Origin of the sequence: uncultured Flavobacterium sp. (genome assembly GCF_963925185.1) — a bacterium.
GTDB lineage: Bacteria > Bacteroidota > Bacteroidia > Flavobacteriales > Flavobacteriaceae > Flavobacterium.
In genome coordinates this window covers 185,567-199,831 of sequence record NZ_CAWURC010000008.1, presented here as the reverse complement: position 1 = coordinate 199,831, position 14,265 = coordinate 185,567, and the positions used below count along the sequence as shown (strand labels likewise).

At 34.4% G+C, this 14,265-nt stretch carries 13 protein-coding genes; 11 read left to right on the top strand and 2 right to left on the bottom strand.

Features of this window, described 5'->3' with window-relative positions:
- Positions 1–28 precede the first annotated feature (28 nt).
- Together yihA and AABM59_RS02875 are read right to left on the bottom strand one after the other, a co-directional pair.
- A complete protein-coding gene (gene yihA, locus AABM59_RS02880; protein ID WP_338407465.1) occupies positions 29–643 on the bottom strand; it encodes a ribosome biogenesis GTP-binding protein YihA/YsxC in 615 nt (204 codons plus the stop codon).
- 29 nt (positions 644–672) lie between these two features.
- Positions 673–1,446 carry an alpha/beta hydrolase gene (locus AABM59_RS02875; protein WP_338407464.1) on the bottom strand — a complete coding sequence of 258 codons (774 nt, stop codon included), beginning with the start codon at positions 1,444–1,446 and terminating at the stop codon, positions 673–675.
- A gap of 364 nt (positions 1,447–1,810) precedes the next feature.
- On the opposite strand from AABM59_RS02875, the gene mraZ reads away from it, so the two are divergent.
- The 11 genes from mraZ (at position 1,811) to AABM59_RS02820 (ending at position 14,261) form a co-directional block, all read left to right on the top strand.
- The gene (gene mraZ, locus AABM59_RS02870; protein ID WP_338407463.1) at positions 1,811–2,284 is read left to right on the top strand and encodes a division/cell wall cluster transcriptional repressor MraZ; all 474 of its coding nucleotides are present in this window, start codon (positions 1,811–1,813) and stop codon (positions 2,282–2,284) included.
- Positions 2,259–3,167, top strand: coding sequence for a 16S rRNA (cytosine(1402)-N(4))-methyltransferase RsmH (gene rsmH, locus AABM59_RS02865; RefSeq protein WP_338407488.1), 909 nt, complete (start codon positions 2,259–2,261; stop codon positions 3,165–3,167). Before mraZ ends, rsmH begins: the two co-directional genes overlap by 26 nt.
- 12 nt (positions 3,168–3,179) lie before the next feature.
- Complete coding sequence (locus tag AABM59_RS02860) at positions 3,180–3,527, top strand: FtsL-like putative cell division protein (RefSeq protein ID WP_338407462.1); 348 nt, start codon at positions 3,180–3,182, stop codon at positions 3,525–3,527.
- Positions 3,518–5,521 (top strand): penicillin-binding protein, encoded by a 2,004-nt coding sequence (locus AABM59_RS02855; protein WP_338407461.1) that lies wholly within the window; start codon positions 3,518–3,520, stop codon positions 5,519–5,521. Before AABM59_RS02860 ends, AABM59_RS02855 begins: the two co-directional genes overlap by 10 nt.
- Positions 5,522–5,538: 17 nt before the next feature.
- A complete protein-coding gene (locus AABM59_RS02850; RefSeq protein ID WP_338407460.1) occupies positions 5,539–6,981 on the top strand; it encodes a UDP-N-acetylmuramoyl-L-alanyl-D-glutamate--2,6-diaminopimelate ligase in 1,443 nt (480 codons plus the stop codon).
- Between the two features lie 6 nt (positions 6,982–6,987).
- A complete protein-coding gene (gene mraY / locus AABM59_RS02845; protein ID WP_338407459.1) occupies positions 6,988–8,217 on the top strand; it encodes a phospho-N-acetylmuramoyl-pentapeptide-transferase in 1,230 nt (409 codons plus the stop codon).
- Positions 8,217–9,551, top strand: a complete 1,335-nt coding sequence (murD, locus tag AABM59_RS02840) for a UDP-N-acetylmuramoyl-L-alanine--D-glutamate ligase (RefSeq protein WP_338407458.1) — start codon at positions 8,217–8,219, stop codon at positions 9,549–9,551. The genes mraY and murD overlap by 1 nt, the downstream gene beginning before the upstream one ends.
- Positions 9,552–9,661: 110 nt before the next feature.
- Positions 9,662–10,966 carry an FtsW/RodA/SpoVE family cell cycle protein gene (locus AABM59_RS02835; RefSeq protein ID WP_338407457.1) on the top strand — a complete coding sequence of 435 codons (1,305 nt, stop codon included), beginning with the start codon at positions 9,662–9,664 and terminating at the stop codon, positions 10,964–10,966.
- Positions 10,967–10,997: 31 nt separating this feature from the next.
- Positions 10,998–12,098 carry an undecaprenyldiphospho-muramoylpentapeptide beta-N-acetylglucosaminyltransferase gene (gene murG / locus AABM59_RS02830; RefSeq protein ID WP_338407456.1) on the top strand — a complete coding sequence of 367 codons (1,101 nt, stop codon included), beginning with the start codon at positions 10,998–11,000 and terminating at the stop codon, positions 12,096–12,098.
- Positions 12,099–12,202: 104 nt separating this feature from the next.
- On the top strand, positions 12,203–13,552 hold the full coding sequence (gene murC, locus AABM59_RS02825; protein WP_338407455.1) for a UDP-N-acetylmuramate--L-alanine ligase: 1,350 nt from the start codon (positions 12,203–12,205) through the stop codon (positions 13,550–13,552).
- A complete protein-coding gene (locus AABM59_RS02820) occupies positions 13,539–14,261 on the top strand; it encodes a cell division protein FtsQ (protein ID WP_338407454.1) in 723 nt (240 codons plus the stop codon). Before murC ends, AABM59_RS02820 begins: the two co-directional genes overlap by 14 nt.
- Positions 14,262–14,265 lie beyond the last annotated feature (4 nt).

The window sequence follows — 14,265 nt, the reverse complement described above, 5'->3', positions numbered from 1 at the left end:
GTTTTGAAAGAAAAGAGATTCTTTAATATTAAGAATTATTCTTAAAAACTTCTTGGTTCACTTCGTCAATATAATTTAAAACGGCTTCTTTTCCTGTAGCTTCTGTAGCTGATGTCACGAAATAATGAGGCATTTCGGCCCAGTTATTAGCAAACATTTTCTTTTTGTAAGCCGCAATATGTGAATCAATTTTCACCTTGCTAATCTTGTCAGCTTTGGTAAAAACAATGCAAAATGGAATTTCACTTTCACCCATATAAGCCATAAATTCGATGTCGATATTTTGTGCTTCATGGCGAATATCTATCAATACAAAAGCGCAAACTAGTTGTTCTCTTGTTTCAAAATAATCAGTGATAAACTGTTGAAAAACAGATTTAGTTTTCTTTGAAACTTTGGCATAACCATAACCTGGTAAATCGACTAGAAACCAATTATTATTGATTAAAAAATGATTTATCAATTGAGTCTTCCCAGGTCTTCCAGATGTTTTAGCTAGATTTTTATGGTTGGTTAGCATATTTATTAACGATGATTTCCCAACATTGGATCGACCTATAAAAGCATATTCCGGCAAAAAATCTTTAGGACATTTGTCAACTTCTGAATTGCTAATAATAAATTCGGCAGTATTAATTTTCATAATCATGTTTGTAAATTCTTGATTGAAAGCTAGTGGGCATTCAAGTGGGTTTCGTTTAACCAGATTCCCAGCAGACGATTAAACTCCTCTGGATGCTCCATCATCGCGGCGTGACCACATTTATCAATCCAATACAAAGTAGAATTGGGCAATAATTTATGAAATTCATCAGCTACGTTTGGTGGTGTAACATTGTCGTTTTTACCCCAAATTAGACAGGTTTGAACGTGCATTTTTGGCAAGTCTTTTGCCATATTATGTCGAATGGCACTTTTGGCTATAGTTAATGTTTTTATCAATTTTATCCTGTCGTTTACAGATGCGTACACTTCGTCTACAAGTTCTTTAGTTGCTATTTTCGGATCATAAAAAACATCTTCTGCTTTTTTCTTGATGTATTCATAATCCCCTCTTTTTGGGTAACTATCACCCATGGCATTTTCGTAAAGTCCTGAACTTCCTGTTAATACAAGCCCAGCCACTTTTTCTGGATACATTTTTGTGTGATACAATGCGATATGTCCTCCAAGAGAATTCCCTAAAAGGATTACCCTTTCAAACCCTTTAAAAGTGATAAAATCTTTTACATATTTTGCAAAAGCTTTAACATTAGTTTTTAAAATACTTTGCGTGTAAATTGGCAAAGTTGGTATGATTATTTTGTATCCTTTTTCAGAAAAATAGCTAGCTACCGCGTCAAAATTACTCAATCCACCCATTAATCCATGTAAAACAACAATAGGAATTCCTTCGCCAGCTTCAAAATAACTGTATCTACCTTCTTTTTTATAGTATTTTTCCATACTTTTTATTTCGAATTTTCATTTTTCACAAATATAGGTTTTAATAGACAAAAAAGGATTTTTGAAGCCAAATTTTAAAATAAATTTCAATTTTTTATCAAAATTATCTAGTTATTCTTGCTGAAGTTTTCGTTTTTTTTGTTTAAAATAAATTTTAAAACACATAAAATTTCCTTTGAATTTCCAATCTTTCCGCAATTCGATAGTTCTTAACAAAGAGTTTAAAAACGCCGAATCTTCTGATTGACTAAAAACTAAGGTTTCTTCCTTGAAAACAGTAAAACTTATTAACAAAGTGGGATATTGTGGTAAATTGTGGTAATTATTTTTATATTTTTGCTCAACACCATTTAAATTTTTTCTTTTGAATACAATTGTTGGAACATATGAATGTAAGGTTGATGCTAAGGGAAGGGTCCTCTTACCTGCGCCTTTAAAAAAGCAATTGGCATCGTCTCTTCAAAACGGGTTTGTTTTGAAGCGTTCCGTTTTTCAAACTTGTTTAGAATTGTATCCAATGGAAGAGTGGGATTTGATGATGCAAAAAATCAACAAACTCAATCGATTTGTAAAGAAGAATAATGACTTCATTCGAAGGTTTACCGCTGGTGTAAAAGTAGTTGAAATTGATGCTTTGGGAAGAGTATTGGTTCCTAAAGATTTAGTGAGTTTTGCAAGTATTTCGAAAGAAGTCGTGTTTTCATCGGCAGTGAATATAGTTGAAATTTGGGATAAAGATTTATACGAAAAATCAATTGATGGACAAGATGTTGATTTTGCCGATTTGGCCGAGGAAGTAATGGGAAACACAAATAGCGACGACAATGGAATATCATAATCCGGTTTTACTCCAAGCTTCGGTAGATGGGTTGAATGTAAACCCTGACGGAATTTATATTGACGTGACTTTTGGCGGTGGCGGACATTCAAAAGAAATTCTAAAAAGACTTAGTTCAAAAGGAAGACTGTTTGCTTTTGACCAAGATGAAGATGCATTGGAAAATACTTTGTCAGACGAAAGATTTACACTTATCAATGAAAATTTTAGGTTTATAAAAAGGTTTTTGCGCTTTTATGGCGTTAAAAGTGTCGATGGGATTTTGGCTGATTTAGGAGTTTCATCGCATCAATTTGATGTTCCTGAAAGAGGGTTTTCTACTCGTTTTGATGCCGATTTAGATATGAGAATGAGTCAAAAAAATGACTTGAATGCGTATCGAGTGGTCAACGAATATGATGATGCTAACTTGAAAAGAGTTTTCTTGGATTATGGTGAATTAAAAAACGCTCCAGCTTTGGCGCGAACAATTGTAGAAGCTAGAGAAGAGCGGCCTATTAAAACTACGGATGATTTGAAAGAGGTTTTGACAAAATATTTACCAGAAAGAGTTAGAAATAAAATATTGGCTCAAATCTACCAGGCCATTCGGATTGAGGTCAATCAAGAAATGGATGTTTTGAAAGAATTTCTCGAACACTCATTAGAAATATTAAATCCAGAAGGAAGATTAAGTGTAATTTCCTATCATTCCCTGGAAGACCGATTGGTAAAAAGATTTATGAAAAACGGAATGTTCAAAGGGGAGCCAGAGCGTGATTTTTTTGGCAATTTTTCAGTTCCATTTAAAATCATTGGAAAACTAATTGTGCCAGATAATGCAGAAATTAAAATTAATAATAGGGCGCGAAGTGCAAAATTAAGAATTGCAGAAAAGAAATAATCCATATTAAAAATGAAAAACGGGGTTTACGGCATATTAAAAGCACGGTTTCTTATCGAAGATGACGCTATAAAGAGCTGGCGTTTTATCGTTTTTGTTATTGCCTTGTGCATTTTTATGATTGCCAATACACAACGTTTCGAACAAAAAGTATTTGAAATTAACAAATTGACAAACCAGGTAAAAGAACTGCGTTCAGAATTCGTTGACAGACGTTCAGAATTAATGAAGCTAAAAATGGAATCAACAGTTTCAGAAAAAATGGCGGAGAGACTAATTTTTCCATCGACAGTTCCTCCAGTTAAAATAAAAATTAAAAAAGTAGAAGAAAAAAGTTTTTTAAAAAAAATATGGCAGTAGAAGATAAACACATATCCTACAGAATTTATCTAGTAGCTTTCGCTATCTTTTTGATGGCAATAGCTATCGCCGTAAAGTTGACAAATATTCAGTGGGTAGAAGGCGATTATTATAGAAAATTAGCCAAAGATAGAACTGTCAAAAATTTTATCATTCCCGCCAATAAAGGAAATATTTATTCTGCCGACGGGAGTCTTTTGGCAACTTCAATCCCAAATTATGAAATCCGATTTGATGCCGTTGCTCCAAAATCCAATACATTCGAAAAAAATATAAAACCACTTTCTGACTCTTTAGCTTTGCTTTTGGGAAGGCCAAGCAGTTTGTTTCTAAACGAATTTAGAAAAGCTAGAGCAAACAAAAACAGGTATTATTTAGTAGCTCGCGATTTGAGCTACACTGAATTTGTAAAAATTAAAAGTTTTCCTTTATTCAATTTAGGAACTTACAAAGGAGGAATTATCGTAGAACAAGAAACCGTAAGAGAACATCCGATTGGTAAAATTGCAGAGCGCACCATTGGATACGAAAGAAGAAATCCAAATGGGGATTCAAATGGAAAAGGAATCGAGTGGGCTTATCGAAGATATCTTAATGGAAAGGATGGTAAAATCGTGAAACAAAAAATTTCTAAAGGGCAGTGGAAACCCATCCGCGATGTTAATGAAATTGACCCTCAAGATGGCTACGACGTGATTTCGACAATTAATGTTTTTATTCAGGATATTGCACATCACGCTCTGTTGAAACAATTAGAAGAATACCAGGCGGATCATGGTTGTGTAGTGGTTATGGAAACTAAAACAGGGCACATAAAAGCCATTTCTAATTTAGGAAGAGCAACCGATGGCTCCTATTACGAGACCACAAATTATGCTGTTGCCGAATCACACGAGCCGGGTTCGACATACAAGCTTGTTGATTTAATGATCTTGCTCGAAGATAAAAAAATTGATACAAGTACTGTTTTTGATACCCAAGGAGGAATTATAATGTATTCCGGAAAAGCGGTGAGAGATTCCCATAAAGGAGGTTACGGTAAAATAAGTTTGGCTCGTGGATTTGAATTGTCATCAAACACGGTAATGGTTCAAGCTGTTTATGATAATTACAAAAATAATCCTTCCCAATTTGTAAACCACATAAATGACTATGGATTGAATAAAGCTTTAGGGCTTTCAATTAAAGGAGAAGGGATGCCATCTGTCCCACAGCCAACGGATAAAAACTGGTCTAATATTTCACTTCCGTGGATGGCTTTTGGTTATGGAGTTTCTATCACACCATTGCAAACATTGACTTTTTATAATGCTGTTGCTAATAATGGTGAAATGGTAAAACCACAATTTGTTTCAGAAATTAAGGAATGGAATAGAACAATCAAAAAATACGATAAGGAAGTCATCAACCCAAAAATATGTTCCCAGGAAACCATTTTGAAGTTAAAAGCGGTTATGTTAAATGTGGTCAAAAAAGGAACAGGTTCTAAATTGTATTCCAAAGACTTTTCGATGGCAGGAAAAACAGGAACGGCTCAAGTAAATTACGCAAGAAACGGAGGAGCAGAAAAATATTATGCATCCTCATTTGTGGGTTATTTTCCCGCTGAAAACCCAAAATATTCTTGTATTGTGGTGGTTCATAAACCCAACACGGCGAATAATAATTATTATGGTGCTGATGTAGCTGGTCCCGTTTTTAAAAGAATTGCCCAAAAGATTTTTACAGATACTCCTTCGACTAACGAAATAAAAAACATTAGCAGAAAAATACAGAAACAAGAAAATGATTATGGTAATTATGAAAAATTACAAAACCTGCAAACATCAATTGTCCCAAATGTTAAGGGAATGTCAGGAATGGATGCCGTTTCCCTTTTTGGAAATCTTGGAGTCAAAGTAAAAATAATTGGTATTGGAAAAGTAAAAAAACAATCCATTCAACCAGGTGAAAACTTAGATAAAAACACAACTATAATATTAGAATTATCGTGATTATTTTAAAAGAAATAATGTACAAAGTCGCTATTGAAGCCGTTAAGGGCTCAACAGATGTTGCCGTCAACAAAATGGATTTTGATTCCCGAAATGTTGGGAAAAACGATATTTTTATTGCGATTCGCGGTACGATTTCTGACGGCCACGATTATATTGAAAAGGCAATTTTGCGAGGAGCAATTGCAGTGGTTTGCAACAATTTTCCCGAAACAATTGTAGACGGAATAACCTATATTCAAGTAAAAGACACTAACAAAGCATTGGCTTATATGGCCGCTAATTATTTTGGGAATCCCTCGCAAAACTTAAAATTAGTCGGGATTACCGGAACAAATGGCAAAACAACGGTGGCATCATTATTATACCAATTATTCAAAAAAGCAGGTTTCAAAGTAGGGCTTTTATCCACAGTAAAAATATTAGTTGACGAAAAAGAATATAAAGCCACGCATACTACTCCAGATTCAATAACGATAAATCATTATCTGAAAGAAATGAGTGATGCGGGGGTTGAATATTGTTTTATGGAAGTGAGTTCGCACGGAATTCATCAAAAACGTACCGAAGCCTTGTATTTTGCAGGAGGGGTTTTTACTAATTTATCGCACGATCATTTAGATTATCATGCCACTTTCGCTGAATATCGGGACGTGAAAAAAATATTTTTTGACAATTTGCCAAAAACTGCTTTTGCATTGTCGAATATTGATGATAAAAACGGGCAAGTGATTTTGCAAAACACAGCCGCCAAGAAACTCACGTATGGCTTAAGATCTTATGCTGATTATAAAGCACAAATTCTCGAAAATCAACTATCGGGATTGTTGTTAAAAATAAATGGTAACGAAGTTTGGGTCAAACTCATTGGCACTTTTAATGCTTATAATCTATTGGCTATTTATGGAACTGCTGTTAAATTAGGATTGGAAAGCCTAGAAGTTCTAAGACTATTATCTGATTTAGAAAGTGTTTCAGGACGTTTTCAATTTATTGTTTCCAATTCTAATATTACGGCGATTGTAGATTATGCTCACACTCCAGACGCATTGGAAAATGTACTAAAAACAATTAACGACATCCGTACTAAAAACGAGCAATTGATAACCGTTATAGGCTGTGGAGGAAACAGGGATAAAACAAAACGGCCAATTATGGCGTCAATTGCATCTGAACTTAGTGATAAAGTTATCCTTACCTCGGACAATCCAAGAAATGAAGATCCCGATAGTATTATCCAAGAAATGGAACAAGGTGTAGCTGCTCAAAATTATAAAAAATCATTGTCGATAATCGATAGAAAACAAGCTATAAAAACGGCTTGCCAACTCGCTCATTCAAACGATATTATTCTGATTGCAGGAAAAGGACACGAAACCTACCAAGAAATTCAAGGTGTTCGTCACGATTTTGATGATATAAAAATAGTTACAGAATTACTAAACCAACTCGATAAATAGAAATATATGTTATACTACTTATTTGAATATTTAGACAAAATACTGAATGTTTCTGGAACAGGAGTTTTTCAATACATTACTTTCAGATCGGCTTTGGCCCTTATGCTTTCTTTGCTTTTATCTACAATTTACGGAAAAAGGGTTGTTAGTTTTTTGCGCAAGCAACAAATTGGGGAAACAGTCCGTGAGCTTGGATTAGCCGGGCAAAACGAAAAAGCAGGAACGCCTACTATGGGCGGTTTGATTATCATTTTTGCCACTTTAATTCCGGTAATGCTTTTTGCCAAATTGCATAATATTTATATCGTTTTATTGATTGTCACCACTTTGTGGATGGGAACTATTGGTTTCATTGATGATTACATCAAAATTTTCAAAAAAGACAAACAAGGATTAAAAGGAATCTTTAAGGTTTTCGGACAAGTGGGTTTGGGATTAATTGTGGGTTTTGTCCTGTATTTTAATCCCGCTGTAACTATACGAACAGATACGGGCAATAGTGATGTTTTCAAAGTGACTACAGAAAATGTAATTAAACAAGTTCCAGTTTATGAAAAGTCTACGGCGACCACAATTCCTTTTTTCAAAAATAATGAGTTTGACTATGCAGAAGTGTTGGCTTGGACGGGGGAAGGATATGAAAATTGGGCTTGGTTGATTTTTATTCCGGTGGTAATTTTTATTATAACGGCGGTTTCCAATGGGGCAAATTTAACCGATGGAATTGATGGATTGGCTGCGGGAACTTCGGCGGTTTCGGTCTTGGCATTAGGGATATTCACCTTCGTTTCGGGAAATATTATTTTTTCTAATTATTTGAATATTATGTATATCCCAAATTCGGGCGAAATGACTGTTTTCATTGCTGCATTTGTGGGAGCATTGATCGGATTTCTTTGGTATAATTCCTATCCGGCATCCGTATTTATGGGAGATACTGGAAGTTTAACCATTGGCGGAGTGATTGCTGTTCTTGCCATCGCTGTTAGAAAAGAGCTGTTGATTCCTTTATTATGTGGAATATTTTTGGTAGAAAATTTATCGGTTGTGTTGCAAGTGGGATATTTTAAATATACAAAAAAACGGTTTGGCGAAGGCAAAAGAATATTCCTGATGGCGCCATTGCATCATCATTACCAAAAGAAAGGCTACCACGAAAGCAAGATTGTAACCCGATTTTGGATTGTTGCCATAATGCTCGCCATATTATCAATCGTTACTTTAAAATTAAGGTAATGAGATTAGTAGTTTTAGGTGGAGGCGAAAGTGGAGTAGGAACCGCAATTCTTGGAAAGAAAAAAGGATATGATGTTTTTGTGTCCGATTTTGGTAAAATAAAAGACAATTATAAAGAAGTTCTTATCATTAACGAAATAGCTTGGGAAGAAGGGAAGCATTCCGACGACCTGATTTTGAATGCCGATGTAGTAATGAAAAGTCCTGGGATTCCAGAGAAATCTCCAATAGTAAAAAAACTCCTTGCAAAAGGAATTTCGGTAATTTCAGAAATTGAATTTGCCGCTCCATTTACAAAAGGGATTACAATTGGTATAACCGGAAGTAATGGCAAGACAACAACGACAATGTTGACTTATCATTTGTTAAAATCTGCCGGATTGAACGTTGGATTAGGAGGTAATATAGGAAAGAGTTTTGCTTGGCAAGTTGTCGATGATAAATACGACAGTTATGTATTAGAATTAAGCAGTTTTCAGCTTGACGGAATTATAAATTATAAACCGCATATTGCCATTATTACCAATATAAGTCCAGATCATTTAGACCGATACGATTACAAATATGAAAATTATATCGCCTCGAAATTTAGAATTACAAGGAACCAAACCGAGGAAGATTTTCTCATTTATGACGCAGATGACGAGACGATCGCCGAATGGTTAAAAAACAACAAAACAAAAGCCCAATTAATTCCTTTTTCATTGACAAAAACATTCGAAAATGGAGCATTTTTAAAAGATAAAAATATGGAAGTAAACATCATCAACGAGGAAGAATTTATTATGGATACAGAATACATTGCATTGGAAGGGAAACACAACATGAAAAACGCGATGGCAGCAACTTCTGTGGCAAAGTTGATGAAAATTCGAAATGCAACAATTAGGGAAAGCTTATCCAATTTTCAAGGAGTGGAACACCGTTTGGAAAAGGTGTTAAAAATTCAAAATGTACAATACATCAACGATTCAAAAGCGACAAATGTAAACGCCACTTTTTTTGCATTGGATAGTATGAATACCCCAACAGTTTGGATTTTGGGTGGTGTTGATAAAGGAAATGATTACAACGAATTGATGTCGATGGTTCGCGAAAAAGTTAAAGCCATTATTTGTTTGGGTGTTGACAACAAAAAAATTATTGATGTTTTTGGCAATGTGGTCGATATTATGGTCGAAGTTGATAATATGGAAGACGCTGTAAAAATGGGACAACGTTTAACCGAAAAAGGAGATACAGTATTATTGTCACCTGCTTGCGCGAGTTTCGATTTATTCGAAAACTACGAAGACAGAGGAAGACAATTTAAAAACGCAGTGAAGAACTTGTAAAAACATATCCGATATTAGATAAATGATTTTCGATTTGTGTAGTAGAAAAATCTTAAATCATTGTCAAAATATCGTGTTTCAAATATCGTAAATAGCATGTCTAATATCAAATGAAAGAACTAGTAAATAATTTAAAAGGAGACAGAGTAATATGGTCATTTGTGGCTTTATTAGCGTTGTTTTCGTTTATGCCTGTTTTTAGTGCGAGTAGTAATTTGGCTTATATGAACCATGGGACAGGAAACACAATCAGTTTCTTGCTGAAACATTTGGCCCATATTTTCATTGGTTTCATCATTATTTATTGGGTTCATAAAGTGCCATTCCATTACTACAGAGGAATTTCTAAAATTGCTTTGCCCATTGTTTGGATACTTTTGGCTTACACAATGATAAAAGGAACTGTTATCGCTGGGGCCAATGCCAGTCGATGGATCCAGGTACCGTTCATTGGAATAACCTTTCAAACCTCGACATTGGCATCTATTGTTTTGTTAATATTTGTGGCCAGATATTTATCAAAAAAAAGAGAAGAGGAAGTTACTTTTAAAGCATCATTGTTGGAGCTTTGGCTTCCAGTTTTCATAACGTTAATGTTTATTTTGCCGTCTAATTTTTCTACGGCGGCGTTGATATTCTCCATGGTTTTGATGTTGGCTTTTGTTGGAAAATACCCGTTGAAATATATCGGATTTATCATTGGGACTGGAATTGCGGCATTGGCTTTATTTGTTTTGTTGGCCAAGGCTTTTCCGGATTCTCATTTTTTTAGTAGAGTGGATACTTGGACGAGTCGGATCGAAAATTTCAGAACGAACAAACCTGGCGAAGACGATTACCAAATAGAAAAAGCAAAAATCGCAATTGCTTCCGGAGGAATTTATGGACTTGGACCTGGAAAAAGCGTACAAAAACACTTTTTGCCACAGTCATCCTCCGATTTTATTTATGCTATAATTGTCGAAGAATGGGGATTAATTGGTGGCTTGGGAGTTTTGTTTTTGTATTTGCTGTTGTTTTTTAGATTCATTGTTGCGGCGCACAAAGCCAATTCTTTATTTGGAAAATTGCTGGTCGTCGGACTTGGTTTTCCAATGATTTTTCAGGCAATGATCAACATGGCCGTTGCAGTCGAATTATTGCCCGTAACAGGACAGACATTGCCATTCATAAGTAGCGGTGGAAGTTCTATTTGGATGACGAGTATCGCATTGGGAATCATCATCAATGTGACCAAAAAAGACGAAGAAATTGCCGAAGAAATAAAAGACAAAGCAAGAAGAGAATCGGCACTTAAAAAATTAATTGATAAGCAAATAGAAGAAGAAAATGAGGTGGAATTAAATGATTCAGAAGTAAGTTATTCTATCGAAGACAAAGCGAATAATCCAATGAATGCGGTTATTGGTAAATAAATAATTTAAAAATAAAATATAGTTCATTAAAATGGCAAAATACAAATTCATATTAAGTGGTGGCGGAACGGGAGGACATATCTATCCTGCCATTGCTATTGCCAATGAATTACAATTCCGTTTCCCTGATGCTGAAATTCTTTTTGTGGGCGCCAAAGACAAAATGGAAATGCAAAAAGTACCTCAAGCAGGTTACAAAATTAAAGGTCTTTGGATTGCCGGTTTACAACGAAAATTGACTTTGCAAAATGTAGTTTTTCCATTCAAATTAATCGATAGTTTATGGAAATCTAGAAAAATAATTAAACAATTCAATCCCAATGTAGTAATTGGAACTGGAGGTTTTGCTTCAGGTCCACTATTACAAATGGCAAATATGCTCAACATACCAACGGTGATTCAGGAACAAAATTCGTTTCCGGGAATAACCAATAAATTATTGGGTAAAAAGGCAAACAAAATTTGTGTTGCCTACGAAAATTTAGATCGGTTTTTTTCAAAAGAAAAAATGATTTTGACCGGAAATCCAGTCCGTCTGGATTTAATTGACATCGGAAGTAAAAGAGAAGAAGCAATTAAGTATTTAAATTTAAATACTGACAAAAAAACTTTATTAGTTCTTGGCGGAAGCCTAGGTGCGAGAAGAGTTAACCAATTAATTGAAAAAGAATTTGAAAATATAGTTTTTCAAAATGTGCAGATAATTTGGCAATGTGGTAAATTATATTTTGAAGAATACAAGAAATACAATTCGAATAATGTTCAAGTTTTGGCATTTATTGACAGAATGGATTTGGTTTATACTGCTGCTGATATTGTGATTTCTCGAGCTGGCGCATCATCGGTTTCTGAATTATGCATCGTAGGAAAACCAGTAATCTTTATTCCTTCTCCAAATGTTGCCGAAGATCACCAAACCAAAAATGCAAAATCGATAGTCGATAAAAATGGTGCGATTATGATAAAGGAAAGTGAGCTTGAGACAAAATTTAGTCTGGTTTTTGAAGACTTACTTAAAGATCAAGAAAAACAAAATCAGTTAAGAAAGAACATCAAACGATTGGCTTTGCCAAACGCCACAAAACAAATTGTTGACGAAATCGTGAAACTAATACAACATCAATCGCAATGACAATGTCAATGTGAGTAATAAAAAAGTAAATAATTAATACAGTAGTAAAATGTCAATTCTAAATCTTTTGGACATTGTCATTGCTATTGAAATTGAAATTAAAGATGAATCTAAATCAAATACATAACGTCTATTTCATAGGAATCGGAGGAATCGGAATGAGTGCTTTGGCGCGTTATTTCAAAACCATCGGTAAGAATGTATCGGGTTATGACAAAACCGAAACGCAACTAACAAATGAGTTGCAACAACTTGGAATTGGTATTCATTTTGAAGATAATATTGATTTAATTCCTGCCGATTATTACATTGAAAACACTTTGGTAATTATTACTCCAGCAGTTGCAGTGCAACATTCAGAGTGGAATTATTTCATAGAACGCAATTTTGAAGTAAAGAAAAGAGCCGAAGTTCTTGGAATAATTACAAAAGACACTTTCTGTTTTGCAGTTGCAGGAACCCACGGAAAAACCTCGACTTCAGGAATTTTAGGGCATATTTTATTTGAAAGTGGAGTTAATGTTACCGCTTTTGTTGGCGGAATTGTCGAAAATTATAATTCGAATTTAATAGGAAATGGAAAAACAGTAACAGTTGTCGAAGCAGATGAATTCGACCGGTCCTTCTTGCATTTACATCCTAATATTGCTTGCGTGACCTCGATGGATGCGGATCATTTGGATATTTATGGAGACAAATCAGCAATAGAAGCATCGTTTGTGGAATTCGCGGATAAAGTAGAAGACAAAAGCAAACTTTTTATTACCAAAGACTTGCCAATTAATGGCATCACTTGTGCCGTAAACGAAGAGGCTAATTTTTCTGCGTTTAACATCAGGATTGTTAACAGTCAATACGTTTTTGATGTGCGAACACCTATGGAAATCATTCAAAATTTAGAATTTGGCTTGCCTGGAAAACATAATTTAATGAACGCACTTATGGCATTGGCAATGGCAAAAACTTTCGGCCTATCAAATGAAGACATTGCTGCTGCCTTACGTTCATTTAAAGGAATAAAACGACGATTTTCGTACCAAATTAAAAGAGAAAATTTGATTTATATAGACGATTACGCACATCATCCAACTGAAATAAATGCGGTTCATCAAGCCGTTCGAGAACTGTATCCCGAAAAAAAAGTTTTGGCGATTTTCCAGCCACATTTATTTAGCAGAACCAGAGATTTTGCCGATGATTTTGCAAGAAGTCTTGCCGCTTTTGACGAAGTGATTTTATTAGATATTTATCCAGCTCGTGAATTGCCGATGGAAGGAATTACGTCAACTTGGTTATTGGAAAAAATAAACAATAATCATAAGAAATTAGTTTCAAAACAGGGATTGATTTCGTCAATTTTAGCAAGTGATGCAACAATTATTGTAACTATTGGAGCAGGAGATATTGGAGAAATGGTACCATTAATCAAAAAAGCGTTATATGAAACTATTTAATTGGTCAAATATTCGATTAGTGCTAATGTTTGGATTAGTTATTTTCCTTTTTTCATTCACTTCAAAACGAAATGAAAGTAGGAAACTAAAAAAATCAGTTGTTATTTTTATAGGAGAAAACGCACCTTTTGTGAACCAAGAAACGGTTAATAAATTGTTAATAGAAAATAACAAGGATGCGCAAAGTATTGGTAAAGATAAATTAGATTTGAATAAACTGGAAAAGGCTTTAAATACACAGGAAATGATTGAGAGGTCAGATGTGTTTGTAAGCATTGATGGAATTTTAAAAGCAGTAGTTAAACAAAAAACTCCAATAGCTAGAGTTTTTGACGGTGATGATTCTTTTTACATTGATTACGAGGGAAATAGAATGCCGTTATCAACAAATTTCACAGCTAGAGTTCCACTTGTTTCGGGAGAAATTAATAAAAAAAATAGCGAGGATTTAGCTGAATTATTTCGCATAATTCATGACGATGAATTTTTGAAAAAAAACATCATTGGTGTTCAAATTATGCCAAACGGAGGCTTGAGGATGCTTAATAGGAATTTTAATTATCAAATTGATTTTGGCAAAACCATAAGAGTGAAATCAAAATTCAATAATTACAAAGCTTTTTTTCAAAAAGCAGTTTTAGATAGTTCGTTATATAAATATAAAACAATTGACCTCAGGTTTGCGCAACAAGTCGTGTGTTCTAAATAAGAGA